At 68.5% G+C, this 17,726-nt stretch carries 16 protein-coding genes; 11 read left to right on the top strand and 5 right to left on the bottom strand.

All coding sequences use genetic code 11. The features are described 5' to 3' along the window. Positions 1-7: 7 nt before the first annotated feature. Positions 8-754 carry a triose-phosphate isomerase gene (gene tpiA, locus SB4_RS02945; protein ID WP_058751341.1) on the bottom strand — a complete coding sequence of 249 codons (747 nt, stop codon included), beginning with the start codon at positions 752-754 and terminating at the stop codon, positions 8-10. A 135-nt stretch (positions 755-889) separates the two neighbouring features. On the opposite strand from tpiA, the gene SB4_RS02940 reads away from it, so the two are divergent. Continuing rightward, positions 890-2,836, top strand: a complete 1,947-nt coding sequence (locus SB4_RS02940; protein ID WP_058751340.1) for a peptidylprolyl isomerase — start codon at positions 890-892, stop codon at positions 2,834-2,836. Continuing rightward, a complete protein-coding gene (gene trpE, locus SB4_RS02935; RefSeq protein WP_058751339.1) occupies positions 2,823-4,322 on the top strand; it encodes an anthranilate synthase component I in 1,500 nt (499 codons plus the stop codon). Before SB4_RS02940 ends, trpE begins: the two co-directional genes overlap by 14 nt. Positions 4,323-4,500: 178 nt before the next feature. Here trpE and SB4_RS02930 read toward each other — a convergent pair whose 3' ends face one another. After that, positions 4,501-4,935 (bottom strand): hypothetical protein, encoded by a 435-nt coding sequence (locus SB4_RS02930; protein ID WP_058751338.1) that lies wholly within the window; start codon positions 4,933-4,935, stop codon positions 4,501-4,503. Positions 4,936-5,134: 199 nt separating this feature from the next. Here SB4_RS02930 and SB4_RS02925 point away from each other — a divergent pair, with 199 nt between their 5' ends. The 6 genes from SB4_RS02925 to lexA are packed head-to-tail and all read left to right on the top strand — an operon-like array spanning position 5,135 to position 9,938. Then, complete coding sequence (locus tag SB4_RS02925; protein ID WP_058751396.1) at positions 5,135-5,749, top strand: anthranilate synthase component II; 615 nt, start codon at positions 5,135-5,137, stop codon at positions 5,747-5,749. Then, entirely contained in the window at positions 5,746-6,741 is a 996-nt protein-coding gene (gene trpD / locus SB4_RS02920; RefSeq protein ID WP_058751337.1) for an anthranilate phosphoribosyltransferase, read from the top strand. The genes SB4_RS02925 and trpD overlap by 4 nt, the downstream gene beginning before the upstream one ends. Further along, on the top strand, positions 6,738-7,514 hold the full coding sequence (gene trpC / locus SB4_RS02915; RefSeq protein ID WP_058751336.1) for an indole-3-glycerol phosphate synthase TrpC: 777 nt from the start codon (positions 6,738-6,740) through the stop codon (positions 7,512-7,514). The genes trpD and trpC overlap by 4 nt, the downstream gene beginning before the upstream one ends. Next, positions 7,511-7,978 (top strand): cyclic pyranopterin monophosphate synthase MoaC, encoded by a 468-nt coding sequence (gene moaC / locus SB4_RS02910; protein ID WP_058751335.1) that lies wholly within the window; start codon positions 7,511-7,513, stop codon positions 7,976-7,978. The genes trpC and moaC overlap by 4 nt, the downstream gene beginning before the upstream one ends. 51 nt (positions 7,979-8,029) lie before the next feature. Next, positions 8,030-9,205 (top strand): molybdopterin molybdotransferase MoeA, encoded by a 1,176-nt coding sequence (locus SB4_RS02905; RefSeq protein WP_420893872.1) that lies wholly within the window; start codon positions 8,030-8,032, stop codon positions 9,203-9,205. Between the two features lie 55 nt (positions 9,206-9,260). After that, positions 9,261-9,938 (top strand): transcriptional repressor LexA, encoded by a 678-nt coding sequence (gene lexA, locus SB4_RS02900; RefSeq protein ID WP_058751333.1) that lies wholly within the window; start codon positions 9,261-9,263, stop codon positions 9,936-9,938. Positions 9,939-10,044: 106 nt separating this feature from the next. Here the strand turns inward: lexA and SB4_RS02895 are convergent, their stop codons facing one another. Then, positions 10,045-12,129, bottom strand: coding sequence for a ComEC/Rec2 family competence protein (locus SB4_RS02895; RefSeq protein WP_058751332.1), 2,085 nt, complete (start codon positions 12,127-12,129; stop codon positions 10,045-10,047). Between the two features lie 79 nt (positions 12,130-12,208). Between SB4_RS02895 and gltX the strand changes: the two genes are divergently transcribed. The 3 genes from gltX to SB4_RS02880 are packed head-to-tail and all read left to right on the top strand — an operon-like array spanning position 12,209 to position 15,147. Continuing rightward, complete coding sequence (gltX, locus tag SB4_RS02890) at positions 12,209-13,645, top strand: glutamate--tRNA ligase (protein WP_058751395.1); 1,437 nt, start codon at positions 12,209-12,211, stop codon at positions 13,643-13,645. A 2-nt stretch (positions 13,646-13,647) separates the two neighbouring features. Then, the gene (locus tag SB4_RS02885; RefSeq protein ID WP_058751331.1) at positions 13,648-14,931 is read left to right on the top strand and encodes a citrate synthase; all 1,284 of its coding nucleotides are present in this window, start codon (positions 13,648-13,650) and stop codon (positions 14,929-14,931) included. Positions 14,932-14,934: 3 nt separating this feature from the next. Continuing rightward, a complete protein-coding gene (locus SB4_RS02880; RefSeq protein ID WP_058751330.1) occupies positions 14,935-15,147 on the top strand; it encodes a hypothetical protein in 213 nt (70 codons plus the stop codon). Between the two features lie 127 nt (positions 15,148-15,274). Here SB4_RS02880 and SB4_RS02875 read toward each other — a convergent pair whose 3' ends face one another. Both SB4_RS02875 and SB4_RS02870 read right to left on the bottom strand, forming a co-directional pair. Next, positions 15,275-16,639: a sensor histidine kinase gene (locus tag SB4_RS02875; protein ID WP_338112930.1), complete on the bottom strand. Its 1,365-nt coding sequence runs from the start codon at positions 16,637-16,639 to the stop codon at positions 15,275-15,277. Then, positions 16,636-17,706, bottom strand: coding sequence for a DUF2336 domain-containing protein (locus SB4_RS02870; protein ID WP_058751329.1), 1,071 nt, complete (start codon positions 17,704-17,706; stop codon positions 16,636-16,638). Before SB4_RS02870 ends, SB4_RS02875 begins: the two co-directional genes overlap by 4 nt. Positions 17,707-17,726 lie beyond the last annotated feature (20 nt).

Genomic DNA, 17,726 nt, shown 5'->3' with positions numbered 1-17,726 from the left:
CCCATGATCACAACCCCGCTGCGGCCTCGATGATCGGCACGAACTTCGCGGCGGTCAGGCTTGCGCCGCCGACCAGCGCGCCGTCGACATTTTCGATGGCCAGCAGCGTGGCGGCATTGTCGCCCGTCACCGAGCCGCCATACAGGATGCGCACCTCGTCCGCCGCATCGCCGATCAGCATACGCAGCTTGGCCCGCGCGATCGCATGGATGGTCGCGATCTCCTCGACGGTCGGCGTCCGCCCGGTGCCGATCGCCCAGCGCGGTTCATAGGCGAGCGTGAACCAGCTGCCGTCCGCATTGTCGGGCACCGACTTCTCGATTTGCGCCTGCACCACCCGCTCGGCGCGGCCCGCATTGCGCTCAGCCTCGGTCTCGCCGCAGCACAGAATGACGTTCAGCCCCTGTCGATGCGCCGCCGCCGCCTTGGCCCACGCATCCTGACTGGTCTCGCCCTGATCCGCGCGGCGCTCCGAGTGACCGACGATCGTGAAGCGGGCCCCTGCCTCCTGCACCATCGCGGCCGAGACGCAGCCGGTATGCGCCCCCGAGTCGCGCTCGTGCACGTCCTCGGCCCCGATGGCGAGGCCGGGCACACGCTCGGCCGCCGGCGCGATCAGGGTGAAAGGCACCGCCATCGCCACATCGACATTCGGAGCCGCTTCCGCAGCCTTGGCAATGCCGTCCAGCTCAGCCAGCGCGGCGCGCGAACCGTTCATCTTCCAGTTGCCCGCCACCAATTTGCGCCGTGCCATATCAGGCTCCCGAATGAGTCGTCTGTTATACGTGTTCAACACCGATAGCGGATTGCGCTTTTCGCACAAGCTTGATGCGGGGCCGTCGCGCCCCTAAAGCACGTCCCGATTTTCTTTCTTGCCGATCGGTCGTCCATGCTCAGCTTCTTCCGCCGGATCATCAATTCCAAGGCCGGCGTCATCGTCACCTTCATCGTGCTGGGCGTGATCGCGATCGCCTTTGCCGCCGGCGACGTGACCAACATCTCCAGCATGGCGGGCGGCATCACCGGGTCCCAGGTCGCCAAGGTCGGCGACGCGAAGATCACCGCCAACGACCTGCGCAGCGCGGTGCAGAACGAGGTGGCATCCTATCGCCAGGAACAGCCCACGCTCGACGTCGCGCAATTCATCGCGGCGGGCGGATTCGAGGGCACGTTGCAGCGTGAGATCACCGGCCTGTCGCTGGAACAGTTCGGCAAGGATCAGGGCATGGTCGTCTCGCGCCGCCTGATCGACGGCCAGATCGCCTCGATCCCGGCGTTCCGTGGTCCCAACGGCCAGTTCGATCCGGCGCTCTACCAGCAGCTTCTGGCGCAGCGGAAGATGACCGACGCACAGGTCCGCACCGACCTGATCCGCACCACTTTTGCCCAGCAGCTGACCGTGCCGACCATCGGCGCGACGCAGATGGCGATGCAGATGGCACTGCCCTATGCTTCGCTGCTGCTCGAAAAGCGGCAGGGTGAGGTCGGCTATATCCCGACCCGCCTGGTGCCGACCGGCCCCGCGCCGACCGACGCGGATATCCAGACCTTCTACACGCGCAACGTGCAGCGCTACTCGCTGCCCGAGCGGCGCACCGTCCGCTACGCGCTGGTCAATACCGCCGCCGTAGCCGCCCAGTCGACGCCGAGCGAGGCCGAGATCGCGCGCTATTACCAGACCAACCAGTCGCGCTATGCCGCGACCCAGAAGCGCGATGTGACCCAGGTCGTCGTGCTGGACCAGGCGGGCGCGAACGCGCTGGCCGCCAAGGCGAAGGCGGGCACCTCGCTTGCCGATGCCGCCCGCGCCGCCGGTCTGGAAGCCTCGACCCAGAAGGCGGTCGACAAGGCCGCCTATGCCGCGCAGAGCTCGGCCGCCGTGGCCGATGCGGTGTTCGGTGCCGCGCAGGGCGCGATCGTCGGCCCGGTTCGCGGCACGCTGGGCTTCGTCGTCGCCAAGGTCGATGCGATCACCCAGGTCCCCGGCAAGACGCTGGCCCAGGCCCGCCCCGAGATCGTCGCCGAACTGACCAAGCAGAAGCAGGCCGCCGCACTGGGCGAGATGCGCAACGCGATCGAGGATGCGCTGTCGGGCAATGCGACCTTTGACGAGGTGATCGCCGACCGCAAGCTGCAGGCGCAGGCCACCCCGGCCGTGACGGCGCAGGGGCTCGCGCCCGATGCCCCCACCTTCCAGGCGACGCCGGAGCAGCGTGCGATGATCACCGCCGCCTTCACCGCCGAGGATGGCGACGCGCCGCAGGTGGTGCCGGTCGGCCAGGATGGCAGCTTCGCCGTCGTCGGCGTCGGCCAGGTCCAGCGCGCCGCCCCGCGTCCGCTGGCGCAGGTGCGCGCGCAGGTCGTCGCCGACCTGACCACCGACCGCGCCCGGGCCGCCGCGCGCAAGCTGGCCAATGCCGTGCTCGCCAAGGTGAACAAGGGCATGCCGATGGCGCAGGCGCTGAAGGAAACCGGCCTGGCCGTGCCGCCGGTCCGCCCGATCGCCGCCTCGCGTCGCGACCTGGCCGCTGCGCAGAACACCCCCGCCGCCGCACCGCTCGCCCTCCTGTTCTCGATGCCGCAGAACAAGGCCAAGACGCTGGAGGCGCCGCAGAACGAGGGCTGGTACATCATCCGCGCGACCAAGATCGAACCGGGTAACGCGACCGGCAACACCGCCGCGATCCAGGCTGCGCGGGGCGATATTGGTCGCCTGATCGGCCGCGAATATGTGGCGCAGTTCGCCCGCGCCGTGCGCGACGTGGTGGGCGTGAAGACCGATCCCAAGGCGGTCGCCAAGGTCCGCTCGGAGCTGCTGACCAATGGCGCCAACTGACGCCGCCGGGCGGCTGGCGGACGGCCAGCCGCAGCTGATCTGGCGGCGGCAGATCGCCGATACCGAGACGCCGGTCGCCGCCGCGCTGAAGCTGATCGAGCCGGGGCGCGGTGACTTCCTGCTCGAATCGGTCGAGGGTGGTGCGACGCGCGGGCGGTACAGCCTGATCGGCCTGGCCCCCGACCTGGTTTTCCGGGCCGATGGGCATAGCGCGACGATCAACCGGCACTGGACCACCGATCGCGAGGCCTTCACGCCGTGCGCCGCCCCGACGCTGGAAGCGCTGCGCCAGCTGGTCGCCGAGTGCCGGGCCAAGGTGCCGGAGGGCCTGCCCTCCGCGCTGGCCTGTCTGGTCGGCTATTTCGGGTACGAGACGGTCGGGCTGGTCGAGGCCCTGCCCCAGCCCGAGGTCGATCCGCTCGGTCTGCCCGACATGATCTTCGTGCGGCCGACGGTGATCCTGGTGTTCGACCGGCTGGCCGACGCGCTGTACCTCGTCGCGCCGGTCTGGCCCGATGCGAACCGCGACGCCGCCCGGATGATCACCGAGGCCGAGGAACGGCTGGACGCCACTGCCGCGCGGCTGGCTAGCGCGACGCTGCCCGCGCCGGTCCGCGCCGACCTGCCCGAACCCGCCTATCAGCCCGCCCTGCCCCCCGGCCGCTACGGCGAGATGGTGGCGCGCGCGAAGGACTATATCGTCGCGGGCGATATCTTTCAGGTGGTGCTGGCGCAGCGTTTCTCTGCCCCCTTCACCCTGCCGCCGTTCGAGTTGTATCGCAGCCTGCGGCGGATCAACCCCTCGCCCTTCCTCTATCACCTCGACCTGCCGGGCTTTTCGCTGATCGGGTCGAGCCCGGAAATCCTGGTCCGCGTCCGTGATGGCGAGGTGACGATCCGCCCCATTGCGGGCACCCGCCCACGCGGTAAGACCGGCGCCGAAGATGCCGCCAACCGCGACGGCCTGCTCGCCGATCCCAAGGAACGCGCCGAGCATCTGATGCTGCTCGACCTGGGCCGCAACGATGTCGGCCGCGCCGCCTCGGCGGGCAGCGTACGGGTGACCGACAGCTATACGGTCGAGTTTTACAGCCACGTCATGCACATCGTGTCCAACGTCGTCGGTGAGTTGGCGGACGACAAGGATGCGCTGGATGCGCTGTTCGCGGGCTTCCCCGCCGGTACGGTCAGCGGCGCGCCCAAGGTCCGCGCCTGCCAGATCATCGCCGAGCTGGAGCCCGAGCGGCGCGGGGCTTATGCGGGCGGCGTGGGCTATTTCTCACCCGATGGCTCGATGGACTCGTGCATCGTGCTACGCACAGCCGTGGTCAAGGACGGCACCATCCACGTCCAGGCGGGCGCGGGCATCGTCGCCGATAGCGACCCCGCCTATGAGCAGCGGGAATGCGAGGCGAAGGCTGGCGCCATGCTGGCAGCGGCGCGCGATGCGGTGGCACGGGCCGGTGAAGGCAGTTTCGGGCAGTAAGCGTACTGCCTATGCCCAAGGCTGTTCCCCGGCGAAGGCCGGGGCCCAGTTGCTATGACGTTTGCGGTACGAGAAATTGCCTCCCACGCACCGCCCTGCGCGCTTCCGGCGTGGTCGAAACTGGGCCCCGGCCTTCGCCGGGGAACAATAAAGGGTCAACCGTCAGTATCGGAAAATATCACTCACCATCGGCCGCAGGTGGCGTCGCTTCGGCGCGGCGCGCACGACGCTCGGCCTGATATTGCTGGTTCCACATCATGCTGCATCCGCTCTGGCCGCCCGTACCGACCGGCGAGCAGGTGTCGGGGATGCCGCCCGCCACGCGCCCCACCTGATCCATCGTCGCGGCCCGGTTCACCCAGCTCTGGTTCTGCGCCGGAATCGGCTTGTCGTTCCGCAGCGCCTTGGGAATGCGATAGGGTTCGTCGTCCCGGCCGCAGACCACCACTTCTTCGGCGGTGCTTTCGGGACATTTCTGATCGCCGGTCAGCGTGACCTGACGCACCCGCTTGGGCGGCTGGCCGCTTTCGGCCTGGGGGTTGTTCGGCGATTGCTGGCCCAAAGCCGCTCCCGGGGTCAGCAACAGGGCAGCGATCAGGGCGGCTCTTACCATGGCAACGGGACTCCTTTGAGACTCTAACGTCGGACGCGGCGCATTGCTCCGCGCTGAACGGGGCTCGACGCCGAACGGATCGTCCTAACGGCGCTATTCCGGCAAAATTGCGGCCATATGTCGCGGGCGGGCGCGATCCGGGCCGACCTATACGTCAGGCAGGCATTGCACCGCCCGCGCGATGGGCTATGGCGGTGGCATGATCCTGGTCGTCGACAATTACGACAGCTTCACCTGGAACCTCGTCCATTATCTTCAGGAATTGGGCAGTGAGGTGGAGGTGGTCCGCAACGACGCGATCTCGGCGGGCCAAGCGCTCTCGTCGGGGGCGCAAGCCTTTCTCATCTCTCCGGGTCCGTGCACCCCGACCGAAGCCGGCGTCAGCCTGGACCTGGTCGCCGCCGCCGCCGAGGCGGGGCGCCCGCTGCTGGGCGTATGCCTGGGCCATCAGGCGATCGGCCAGCATTTCGGCGGGCTGGTCGAGCGCGGCGGGCTGATGCATGGCAAGACGTCGCCGGTGCTGCACGACGGGACGGGGCTGTTCCGCGGCCTGCCCTCGCCCTTCACCGCGACCCGCTATCACTCGCTGATCGTCAACGATGTGCCCGACAGCCTGGTCGTCAATGCGCGGGCCGAAGACGGCACGGTGATGGGCTTCCGCCACGCGACGCTTCCCATCCACGGCGTCCAGTTCCACCCGGAGAGCATCGCCACCGAGTACGGCCATGCCATGCTCGCCAACTTCCTGCGCGAAGCGGGGGTGGCGCATGAACTGCCCGAGCGACTGCGTCCCCCAGTCGAGACCGCCGCGTGACCACCATCGCGCTGCTGCCCGATCCCGTCAGCCCGTTGTCGCGCGAAACCGCCTATGCGGCCTTTGCCGACATCCTCGACGGCCGTGCCGATGACGGAAGCATCGCGGCCTTCCTCATCGCCCTGTCCGATCGCGGCGAAACCTCGATCGAGATCGCCGAGGCGGCCCGGGCGATGCGCGAGCGGCTGATCCCGATCGAAGCGCCGCAGGGCACCGTCGATGTCTGCGGCACCGGCGGCGACGGGCATCATACGCTCAATGTTTCCACCGCCGTATCGCTGGTCGTCGCGGCGCTGGGCGTCCCGGTCGCCAAACACGGCAACCGCGCCGCCTCGTCCAAGGCGGGCGCGGCGGATACGCTGGAGGTCCTCGGCCTCGACATGGAGCGAGCCGGGGCCGTTGCGCAGGCGAGCTTGAGCGATATCGGCATCGCCTTCCTCTTCGCCGCCAACCATCACCCGGCCATGGCGCGCATCACGCCGATCCGCCGCAAGATCGGGCGGCGGACGATCTTCAATCTGATGGGTCCGCTCGCCAATCCGGCGCATGTCGGGCGCCAGCTGATCGGCATCGCCCGCCCGGATTATGCGAGCGTCTATGCCGAGGCGCTGGAACAGCTCGGCGCGACGGCCGCGCTGGTCGTGTCCGGCGAAGAGGGACTAGACGAACTGTCGGGTGCGGGGCCCAGCATCGCGGTCTCGGTCGGCGATGTCCGCGCGCCCGCGACGATCACGCCCGAGGACGCGGGGCTGCCCAGCCATCCCATCACCGCCATTCGCGGCGGCGACGCCCGGCATAATGCCGAGGCGCTGCGCCGCCTTCTCGCCGGAGAGACGGGCGCGTATCGCGATGCCGTCCTCCTCAACGCCGCCGCCGCCTTGCTCGTCGCCGGGCACAGCGCCGACCTCGCCCAGGGCGCGGTTGCCGCCGCCCGCGCGATCGACACCGGCGAGGCCGCGGCGCTTCTCGATCGATGGATTGCCTACCGATGACGATGCTCGACCGCATCCTGGAAACCAAGCGCGCCGATGTCGCCGCGCGCAAGGCGACCATGTCGCACGCCGATCTCGACGCCAAGATCGCGACCGTGTCCGCCCCGCGTGGCTTTCGCGCCGCACTGGACGCCAAGACCGGCCACGCGCTGATCGCAGAGGTCAAGAAGGCCAGCCCGTCCAAGGGCCTGATCCGCGAGGATTTCGATCCCCCCGCCCATGCCCGCGCCTATGAAGCCGGGGGCGCCGCCTGTCTGTCGGTGCTGACCGACGAGCGCTGGTTCCAGGGCGCGGACGTGTTCCTGGAACAGGCGCGCGCCGCCGTGTCGATCCCGGTCCTGCGCAAGGATTTCATGGTCGATCCCTGGCAGATCCATGAATCGCGTGCGCTGGGAGCCGACGCCATCCTGATCATCGTCGCCGCGTTGGACGACACCCAGATGCAGGAGATCGAGGCCGCCGCGATCGAATGCGGCATGGACGCGCTGGTCGAGGTGCATGACGCCGCCGAGATAGAACGCGCCGCGCGGTTGAAGTCGCGGCTGATCGGCGTGAACAACCGCGATCTGCGGGACTTCTCGGTCGATTTTCAGCGGACCTATGAGCTGGTCGGTCGTGCGCCGACCGGCTGCACCTTCGTCGCCGAAAGCGGGCTGACGACGCGCGAGGATCTGGACGCGATGGCCGCGCACGGCATCCACTGCTTCCTGGTCGGCGAAGCGCTGATGCGCCAGAAGGATGTCGAGGCGGCCACCCGCGCGCTGATCGGATGAGCGGGCTGACCCATCTGGATGACGAAGGCTCGGCGCGGATGGTCGATGTCGGCGCCAAGGCGGTGACCGCACGACAGGCGATCGCGTCGGGCCGCATCACCATGTCGCCGGATGCCGCCGCCGCGATCCGGGCGGGCAGTGTCCAGAAGGGCGATGTCCTGGCGGTCGCGCGTGTCGCCGGTATCATGGCCGCCAAGAAGACCAGCGACCTCATTCCGCTCTGCCACCCCCTGCCGCTGAGCAAGGTGGAGATCGACCTGGCGCTCGACGCCACGGGCGTGACCGCCACCGCAACCTCCGCAACCGCCGGGCAGACCGGGGTCGAGATGGAAGCGCTGACCGCCGTGTCGGTGACGCTGCTGACCGTCTACGACATGGCCAAGGCGCTCGATAAGCGCATGACGATCGGCGATATTCGCCTGATCGCGAAGACCGGGGGCAAGTCAGGCGACTGGCACGCCTGACGGAACGCCGGGATCGCCGAAGCGTCCTTTCGGCCAACAGGAGCGACCGTCATTCTCTTACCCGTCCCAGAAGCCCAGGCGCGCCTGCTCGCGCTGACCACCGAACGCCCAGAGGTCGAGGTGCCGTTGCGCGAGGCGGCGGGGCGCTGGGCAGCGCGGGACATCACCGCGCGCCGGACCCAGCCCGCCAGCGATCTGTCGGCGATGGACGGCTATGCGATCCGCTTTGCCGACATGCCAGGGCCTTGGACGGTAATCGGCGAAAGTGCGGCGGGGCGCCCCTTTGCAGGCCAGGTCGGGCCCGGGCAAGCGACACGCATTTTCACCGGCGCCGCCCTGCCGCCCGGCACCGACACGGTTCTGATCCAGGAAGAGGCCGGGCGCGACGGCGACCAGTTGCTGTTGACCGGCGAAGGCCCGGGCCATGTCGGTCGCAACGTCCGGCGGCGCGGACTGGATTTCGAGCAGGGCGCGACGCTGATCGCGGCCGGACAGCGCCTGACCCCGGCGCGCATCGCGGTGGCGGCGACCGGCGGGCACGGCCATCTGCCGGTCCGCCCCCGCGTCCGCGTCGCCATCGCGGCAACGGGCGACGAACTGGTGCCGCCGGGATCGGATGATGGGTTTGCCCTCCCCGAATCGAATGGCGTCATGCTCGCGGCGATGCTCGCCGACCTGCCGGTCGAGATTATCGACCTGGGCATATTGCCCGATAATCTCAACGCTCTGCGCGACGCCTTTGCCGGGGTGGAGGCCGATCTGCTGGTCACGACTGGCGGGGCCTCGGTCGGCGATCACGATCTGGTCCAACCCGCGCTGAAGGCGGCTGGCGGCAGCGTCGATTTCTGGCGCATCGCGCTGCGCCCCGGCAAGCCGATGATGGCGGGACGGCTGGGCGAAACCGTGGTGCTGAGCCTGCCAGGCAATCCCGTCTCCGCCTTCGTCACCGCGACCTTGTTCGTCCGCCCCCTGATCGCGCATCTGGCAGGCGCGGCCGATCCCTTTCCCACGCCCATCCCGGCGATCCTGGGTGAGGACCTGCCCGGCAATGGGCCGCGCATCGACTATCTGCGCGCCGCATTGATCGATGGCCGGGTCCATGCGGCGGCCATTCAGGACAGCTCGATGCTGCTCACTTTGGCGCGGTCCACCTGCCTGGTCATCCGTCCGCCGCATGCCGCCGCCGCGCAGGCAGGCGACTCGGCGGAAATCCTGATGCTCGCTTGACGCAAGCCAAAACGTTCCATATAAGTTCCACGTCTGTTCTGGACGGAGGATCGCGATGCTCACCGCAAAGCAGCATGAGCTTGTCTGCTTCATCAATGATCGTTTGAAGGAAACCGGCGTGTCGCCGTCCTTCGAGGAGATGAAGGAGGCGCTGGACCTCAAGTCCAAGTCGGGCGTCCACCGCCTGATCTCCGCGCTCGAGGAACGCCACTTCATCCGCCGCCTGCCCAATCGCGCCCGCGCGTTGGAAGTTCTGCGGATGCCCGACCGCCCCGAAAAGCCGGTATCCGCTCCGGCCGACGTGAATGTCCGTATCCCGGCGGCCAAGCCGCTCGCCGAGCCCGCGAACGACGTGGTCGAGATTCCGCTGCACGGCCGGATCGCCGCCGGTGTCCCGATTGAGGCGTTTGAGAGCAGCTCGACGCTGGCCGTCCCGGCCGCGCTGCTGGGGTCGGGCGAGCATTATGCGCTGGAGGTATCGGGCGACTCGATGGTCGAGGCTGGTATCCTCGACGGCGATTATGCGCTGATCCGTCGTACCGATGTGGCGCGCGACGGGCAGATCGTCGTGGCGCTGATCGACGATAGCGAGGCGACGCTCAAATATTTCCGCCGCGAAGGCTCGATGGTCCGGCTCGACCCCGCCAACCGGGCTTATGATCCGCAACGCTATGCCCCCGCACAAGTACGGGTGCAGGGCAAGCTGTCGGGCATTCTCCGCCGCTACGACTGATCCGGGCAAGGTCCGGCCATCACTCCCTCTCCCACCGGTAGAGGGAGGGAGACGCAAAGCGCCGAAAGGGTGAGGGTGAGGCGGTAAAGGCACCCACCGCCAATCCTCAATGCCCTCTCCCCTCCGCGATCGCGACCCAAGGATGCCGATCGCCCGGTTCGCGCACCGTCCGCACCATCGGCGGATCGAGCGCGATCGAAACCCCACCCGTGCGGCGCAAGGCGGGCGCATCCAACTTCAGCCAGCGCGGTTTGCAAGCCGCGGGCAACCGCCGATCGGCGATCACGATATCGACCCGCTCGCATAGAGCAACGAGCGTGGCCCAGGGCACGGGATAACCACTCCGCGTCGCGGCGATCCGCCAAGTCCGCTCCCCCCGCCACAACCGGGTCACGCACATGTCCAGGCCGCAACGCGCCATGGCTTGATCCGCTAGCGCCAGCGGCTCCGCGCTGCTCCCACCCAGCTCGGACAGGGTGGTGCGCATATAATCCCCCGCCCGGTCACGCAGGAGCGCCAGCCCCTTGTCCGTCGCGATGGCGGCATGGCGACCGTCACCGGTGACGATCAGATCGGGCGCGGGGGCCAAAAGCATGACCATGACGCCCAGCGCCAGGAATGGCGCCCCCAGCCATCGCCACCGCGTCCGCCACAAGGCGATCCACAGCCCCCCTGCCACCGCCACGCCGAAAGCCCATGACGGCGCGACCGGCAAGGCGACCACCGACCCCGGCATGGCCGAGACCCAGCGCGCAAGGCCCAGCAAGAGCCCCAGCGCCTTGCCCAGCAACCACCAGAAGGGGCCACCCAGCCCGAACGGTTCCAGCAACAACGCGACCATCTCCAGCGGCATCGCGACAAAGGTGGTCCAGGGGATAGCGACGATATTGGCGAAGGCACCGTACAGCCCGGCCTTGTGAAAGTGATAGACCGCGATCGGCATCAGCGCGGCCTCCACCACCACACCAGTCGCCAACAACGCGCAGAGATGGCGCAGCATCGCCCAGCGCCAGTCGGGATGTGGCCCCAGCCAGCGCCGCACCGCCGGATGCTCATGCAGCGCGACGATGGCGGTGATCGCGGCAAAGGACAGTTGGAAACTCGCGCCAACCAGCGCCTCGGGCCGGAAGAGCAGGACGATCAACGCGCCCGCCGCAACCAGCCGCAGGGTCATCGCCTCGCGCCCCAGCGCCAGTGCCGCCAGGACCAGCATCGCCGCCACGCAGGACCGGATCGTCGGCACCTCCGCCCCCGTTAGCCAGGTATAGCCGATCGCCGCCAGCGCCCCCGCCGCCGCGCCGACCAGCGGCAGGCGGACACGCAACGCCAGCCACGGCCAGAGCGCGAGCAGCCGGATCGTCAGCACCATGACGATCCCGACCACGGCGGTGATATGCAGTCCGCTGACTGACAACAGGTGCGCCAGCCCCGCGCGGCGCATCGCCTCGGCATCCTCCTCGCCGATCGCACCGACATCGCCGGTCGCCAGCGCCGCCGCGATACCGCCCTCGCTGCCTGCGACATGCGTGGTGATCCGCCGCGACAGTCGTTGGCGAAGGCCATCGACTCGTTCCGCGCCGCGCAGAACGGTGACCGGCGCAAAGCCCCGCCCGGTCGCGCCGATGCCCTGAAACCAGGCCGCCCGCGCGAAATCATAGCCGCCCGGCGCGACCGGGGGAGCCGGTGGCATCAACCTCGCCCGTAGCCGTACCCGCGCGCCCGGCCCCAGACCGGCCGGGGCGTCCTCTTGCGCCAGCGACACTCGGATGCGCGGCGGCAGGATGATGCGGGTGCCCCGCCCGTCTCGTGCGTCGACAGGATGGAGCATCAGCCGCACGATCTGCCGCGCCGCCAGCCGGTCGGCCAGCTCGACCTCGGCCGCCATGTCCGCCATGACCGACCGTGCGAGGACCGGTGACCGGACCGACTCGGACCGCACCCAGGCGACTAGCAGCCCGGCCAGCATCAGGCATGCACCCAGCGCCAACGCCCGCGTCACCCGCCCGCCGCCGGACCAGGTCAGCGCCGCCAGCGCCACCCCGGCGACCAGCAATGCCGCCGCGCACCATGCCACCGGATCGGGCAGCACGAACCAGGCCGCGATGCCGCCGCCCAGCATGACCGGACCCCACAGCGCCAACTGGTCCCGCTCCGCATCCGCCCAATTCTCCAGCGAAATGAGGCACGACATTTGGCGGCGCGGACGCTTGATGCTAGGGGCTGCGGCGGCTGAATGGGCCATCGAAATTCATGATTGGGAGTATGCGCGGTTGAGCGCAACACATGATATCGCCACCGGGTCGAACGCCACGCCAGTGGTAACCCGTTTCGCACCGTCGCCGACCGGGTTCCTGCACATCGGCGGCGCGCGAACCGCGCTGTTCAACTGGTTGTTCGCGCGGGCGAATGGCGGCAAGTTCCTGCTGCGGATCGAAGATACCGATCGCGCCCGCTCGACCCAGCCCGCGATCGACGCGATCCTGGACGGCATGCGCTGGCTGGGCCTGGACTGGGACGGCGACGCCGTGTTCCAGTTCGCCCGCGCCGACCGCCATGCCGAGGTCGCCCGAGAGATGATGGCGCGGGACCATGCCTATCGCTGCTATATGACGCAAGGTGAGATCGCCGCGCAACGCGAGGCCGCGCAGGCCGCCAAGCAACCGCTGCGTATCCGCTCGCCCTGGCGCGACGCGGACCCTGCGACCGCGCCCGAAGGCCAGCCCTTCGTCGTCCGCCTGCGCGCGCCGCGCGAGGGCGCGGTCACGATCGAGGACCGGGTGCAGGGCAGCGTCACCGTGCAGAATGCCGAGCTGGACGATCTGGTCCTCCTGCGGTCCGACGGCACGCCGACCTATATGCTGGCGGTGGTGGTCGACGACCATGACATGGGCGTGACCCATGTCATCCGGGGCGACGATCACCTGAACAACGCCTTCCGCCAGCTGCCGATCTACAAGGCGATGGGCTGGGCGGAGCCGATCTATGCGCATATCCCGCTGATCCACGGATCGGACGGCGCCAAGCTGTCCAAGCGCCATGGCGCAGTCGGGATCGAGGCCTATCGCGACGAAATGGGCATCCTGCCCGAAGCACTCGACAATTACCTGCTCCGCCTGGGCTGGGGTCATGGCGATGCCGAGATCATTGCCCGCGAGGATGCGGTGAAGTGGTTCGACCTCGCCGCCGTCGGCAAGGCCCCGTCGCGCTTCGACCTGAAGAAGCTGGAAAACCTCAACGGCCATTATATTCGCGAAGCCGATGACGCCCGTCTGGCCGAGCTGACCGCCAAGCGGATGGGTGTCGAGGACGTCGCGCTGCTGACCGCCGCCATGCCGTCGCTGAAGCCCCGCGCGGCGAACTTGAACGAATTGGCCGACGGCGCGCGGTTCCTTTTCGCGACCCGTCCGTTGAGCCTGGACGACGCCGCCACCGGCCTGCTCGATGAAAAGGCACGGGACATTCTCTTTTCCGTTCACACCGCGCTTGACGCGGTGCACAACTGGGATACGGAGCTTTTGGAAGACGCGGTACGCAAGGTGGCCGAAGCCGAGGGCGTGAAGCTCGGACAGGTCGCCCAGCCACTCCGTGCTGCCTTGACCGGACGCAAGACGTCTCCGGGGATCTTCGACGTGCTCGCTGTATTGGGCCGTGAAGAAAGCCTGGGGCGGATCGCGGACCAGATGACCGCAGATAGGAAGGATCATTGAGTATGAGCGACACCGCGAAATTCGACATCGGCGGCAAGGGCTTTGACTATCCGGTCATGTCGGGCTCGATCGGCCCGGACGTGGTCGACATCCGCAAGCTCTATGCCCAGACGGGTGCCTTCACCTATGATCCCGGCTTCACCTCGACCGCCTCGTGCCGGTCGGAGCTGACCTATATCGACGGTGACGAAGGCGTTCTGCTGCACCGCGGCTATCCGATCGGCGAGCTGGCCGAGAATAGCAGCTTCATGGAGGTCGCGTACCTCCTGCTGAACGGCGAACTGCCCAACCAGGGCGAGCTGTCGGAATTCACCACCACCATTACGCGCCACACCATGGTGCATGAGCAGTTGGCGGCGTTCTTCCGTGGCTTCCGCCGCGATGCGCATCCGATGGCGATCATGTGCGGTGTCGTCGGCGCGCTGTCGGCCTTCTATCACGACTCGACCGACATCCACGATCCGGTGCAGCGTACCATCGCCTCGCACCGCCTGATCGCCAAGATCCCGACGATCGCGGCGATGGCGTACAAGTACAGCGTGGGTCAGCCCTTCCTGTACCCGGACAACTCGCTGTCCTATACCGGCAACTTCCTGCGCATGACCTTCGGCGTTCCGGCCGAGCCGTATGAGGTGAACCCGGCCGTCGAAAAGGCGATGGACCGCATCTTCATCCTGCACGCCGATCACGAGCAGAACGCGTCGACCTCGACCGTCCGTCTGGCGGGTTCGTCGGGTGCGAACCCGTTCGCGTGCATCGCGGCGGGCATCGCCTGCCTCTGGGGTCCGGCGCATGGCGGCGCGAACGAAGCCGCGCTCAACATGCTGCGCGAGATCGGCACGCCCGAGCGTATCCCCGAGTTCATCGCGCGCGCCAAGGACAAGAACGATCCGTTCCGCCTGATGGGCTTCGGTCACCGCGTCTACAAGAACTACGACCCGCGCGCGACCGTGATGCAGAAGACCGTGCGCGAAGTGTTCGACGCGCTGAAGGTCAACGATCCGCTGTTCGAGACGGCACTCCGCCTCGAAGAGATCGCGCTGAACGACGACTATTTCGTCGAGAAGAAGCTGTTCCCGAACGTCGACTTCTATTCGGGCGTCATCCTGTCGGCGATCGGCTTCCCGACCGAGATGTTCACCGTGCTGTTCGCCCTGGCTCGCACCGTCGGCTGGGTCGCACAGTGGAACGAGATGATCACCGATCCCGACCAGAAGATCGGCCGCCCGCGTCAGCTGTACACCGGCCCGACGCAGCGTTCCTACGTCCCGGTCGAGCAGCGCTAAGCCATGAACCGGGCCCGGCCGATCCTGATCGCCATCGGCGTCCTTCTGGCGCTGACCGGTGGCTTATGGATCGGTCAGGGCCTGGGATACATTCATTGGCCCGATGAAAGCTTCATGCTCGGTCGCGGCGAATGGGCCGATCGCGGTGCGTTCGTCGCGGTCGGGGGATTGCTGCTGATCCTGATCGCCCGGCGATTGCCCAAAAGGCGGCGCTGAGCGTTCGTTCGCGGACACGAAAAGGGCTCCTTCGGGGGCCCTTTTTTGATGTTTCAGCGCATAGTTGCGGTATCCGTAATCTACGCACGATATGCGCCCCACATCCAGGGGGCGGAAGCGATCCGACCTATCGCGACCGAAGGCGGAAGGTGAAGGTCGCCCCCTCTCCCGGCACGCTCTCGACGCTCAACTCGCCGCCCAACGCGCGGGCCAAGCGACGGGCGATATAGAGCCCAAGGCCGGTGCCGCCCGGCTCGCTCGGGTCGACGCGCTCGAACTTCTCGAAAATGCGTGCCTGATCCTCGGGCGCGATGCCCTTGCCGCGATCGGCGACACTGACCAGCGCCCATTCGCCGTCCCGCTCGGCGGTGACCACCACCTCGCCGCCGCGTGGCGAATAGCGCACGGCATTGCCGATCAGGTTGATCATGATCTGCAGCGACCGGCCGAAATCGCCGAGCGCGGGCAGGCCCTCCGACAGCGCGGGGCGGCGGATCGTCACCCCGGCCGCCTCTGCACGGACGCCCAGCAGTCCGCCCGCGCGGCGCGCCACATCGGCCAGGTCGATCGGCGTCGCGGTCAGGCGGAAATCGGCCTGCTCGATCGCCTGCAACTCGACCAGATTGTCGACCAGCCCCATCAGATGCCGTCCGGCATGGGCGATGTCGTTCGCATAGTCGGCATATTCCGCCGCAATCGGCCCGTCTGCCCGCGCCGCGATGCTGTCGGCATTGGCGACGATCCGCGCCAAAGGCGTGCGCAGTGCCTTGTCGAGCCCGGCGGTGAATGTCTCGGTCAGCGGCGGACCGCCCGGCGGAATGAGCACGTCCGTATCGTCCTCGCCGGGCTCGTCGATCAGGAAGGTCGCGCCGACCAGACCCGCAATCCCGCCCATGCCGTCATGGCGGATCGCCGCCGACAGCCGCACCGGCGCATCGGTCGGACGCAGTCGGGCCCCGCGTCCATCGAGCGGTGCGGCTTCGTCCAGCAAGCGGCTTGTGCCCGTCGCCTTGGGATCGAATAGGAACAACGCGTTCAGCGGACGCCCCAGCATCGCCTCGGCATCGAAACCATGACGCAGGCCAGCCCCCGGCGACAGGAAGGTCAAGCGAAGCGCCGCATCGGTTTCCCAGCGGAAATCGGCGCCGGCCGCGGCATGATCGGGCGGCGGCGCACTCGGCTTCCACGCGTTACGGTCGCGCCAGCCGCTCACGCTCAGGCGGATCTGCCCGGTTTCGGGCCGGGCCTGGACCCACAGGTCGAGATCCCCCTCGTCATCGGCGACCACCACCTTGCGCGACACCGTGATGCCCAGCCGCCGGGCCAGCCGTGCCACTCGCGCGATCGGCGGCACCGCCATCCGGTCCCCCGCCCCGCCCCCGGCACGCATGTGCAGCAGCTCGATCGGGGGGTCGGCCGACAGGATATGGTCGCCTGCGTCCAGAATGGCACGCGCGACCATCGATTCGCCGGGGCTATCCATCGAGGTCATCGACGCGCGAAACCTTCCAAACGCTCCATCGCTTCGCGAAACGCGCGAGGCAGCCTCAGGGACGCGATGGCCTGGCGGGCATCCTCCGGCGACACCGCCATGATCGCCTCGACCGCGTCGGCAAAGCCCTCGACGTCGCGGCGACCATCGGCCTCGCACAGGGCCCAGCCGATCCGCGCGATCGTCGCCCGGTCCATATCGAGCGCGCGCAGCACGAGCCAGAGGCGATCCCCCTCCGGTTCCAGCACGATCTCGCGCACCAGGTCGACGTCCATCCCGCAGGCATGGGTCAGAAGCGCGATGAACAGGCCCAGCTGGCGATCGGACAGGCTCTCGACCAGCAATTCGGGCAGTTCCGCCGCGCGTGCGTCGATGGCGGCGGCCAGCTTCAGCGTCGCGGCGAGCGGCCGATCCCCGGCCTCCTGCGCGGCGAGCACGCGCTCCGCCGCCTTGGCCAGCACCTTGTCACGAGCCGCATCGCCGCCCTGGCGCAGCATCGCCGCAATCGTCCAGATTAGCCGGTGATGCTGCTCGGCGGGCAGCGCCACCGCCTCGCCCTCCAGCCCGGCAGTGCGGACACCCCCCTCGGCCACCAGCACGCCGCGCGCCGCCGCCGCGACGATCCGGTCGGGCGCTTCGGTCAGGCGGACGAGCAGGCTGGGCGCATCCCCCGCCATGCTGTCGATCGGCAATCCTTCGGCCAGCAAGGCCTGCCGGACCTGGGCCACCAATTCGGTCATGAGCCCAGCGTCGCTCAGGCATCCCGCCTGTCGCATCCGCTCGAACACGGTGCCGGGGGGCGGCATCGGGCTCGCACTCTCTCCATCGGGGGTCAGGCGTTCCACCTGGCGCAGCAGGTCGCGCGCCACCGTCTCCACCAGCGTGCGCAGCCGGGTCGTCACCTCAAACCGGATTCGCTCGGTCAGCCGGACGTCATCGGCCAGACCCAGGTCCGCGAGCGCTCCTTCGCGCCGGGCGACCGCACGCGCACGCGCCGCCGCGACGCGCGCGGACAATGCCGCGCCCTGCCATTCGGAAGCCTGAAATGGGTCCGGTTCGACCGCCATCCGGCACCGCTAAACCCTAT

This window comes from Sphingomonas sanguinis (genome assembly GCF_001476905.1).
In the GTDB taxonomy this organism is placed as follows: Bacteria; Pseudomonadota; Alphaproteobacteria; order Sphingomonadales; family Sphingomonadaceae; genus Sphingomonas; species Sphingomonas sanguinis_B.
The sequence above is the reverse complement of the archived record's forward strand: the minus strand, read 5'-3'. Positions and strand labels throughout refer to the sequence as shown.

What these genes read in the sequence shown, in the direction of transcription:
- tpiA (WP_058751341.1), bottom strand. Translation starts at nt 754, where the DNA reads ATGGCACGGCGCAAATTGGTGGCGGGCAACTGGAAGATGAACGGTTCG.
- SB4_RS02940 (WP_058751340.1), top strand. Translation starts at nt 890, where the DNA reads ATGCTCAGCTTCTTCCGCCGGATCATCAATTCCAAGGCCGGCGTCATC.
- trpE (WP_058751339.1), top strand. Translation starts at nt 2,823, where the DNA reads ATGGCGCCAACTGACGCCGCCGGGCGGCTGGCGGACGGCCAGCCGCAG.
- SB4_RS02930 (WP_058751338.1), bottom strand. Translation starts at nt 4,935, where the DNA reads ATGGTAAGAGCCGCCCTGATCGCTGCCCTGTTGCTGACCCCGGGAGCG.
- SB4_RS02925 (WP_058751396.1), top strand. Translation starts at nt 5,135, where the DNA reads ATGATCCTGGTCGTCGACAATTACGACAGCTTCACCTGGAACCTCGTC.
- trpC (WP_058751336.1), top strand. Translation starts at nt 6,738, where the DNA reads ATGACGATGCTCGACCGCATCCTGGAAACCAAGCGCGCCGATGTCGCC.
- moaC (WP_058751335.1), top strand. Translation starts at nt 7,511, where the DNA reads ATGAGCGGGCTGACCCATCTGGATGACGAAGGCTCGGCGCGGATGGTC.
- lexA (WP_058751333.1), top strand. Translation starts at nt 9,261, where the DNA reads ATGCTCACCGCAAAGCAGCATGAGCTTGTCTGCTTCATCAATGATCGT.
- SB4_RS02895 (WP_058751332.1), bottom strand. Translation starts at nt 12,129, where the DNA reads ATGTCGTGCCTCATTTCGCTGGAGAATTGGGCGGATGCGGAGCGGGAC.
- SB4_RS02885 (WP_058751331.1), top strand. Translation starts at nt 13,648, where the DNA reads ATGAGCGACACCGCGAAATTCGACATCGGCGGCAAGGGCTTTGACTAT.
- SB4_RS02880 (WP_058751330.1), top strand. Translation starts at nt 14,935, where the DNA reads ATGAACCGGGCCCGGCCGATCCTGATCGCCATCGGCGTCCTTCTGGCG.
- SB4_RS02875 (WP_338112930.1), bottom strand. Translation starts at nt 16,639, where the DNA reads ATGACCTCGATGGATAGCCCCGGCGAATCGATGGTCGCGCGTGCCATT.
- SB4_RS02870 (WP_058751329.1), bottom strand. Translation starts at nt 17,706, where the DNA reads ATGGCGGTCGAACCGGACCCATTTCAGGCTTCCGAATGGCAGGGCGCG.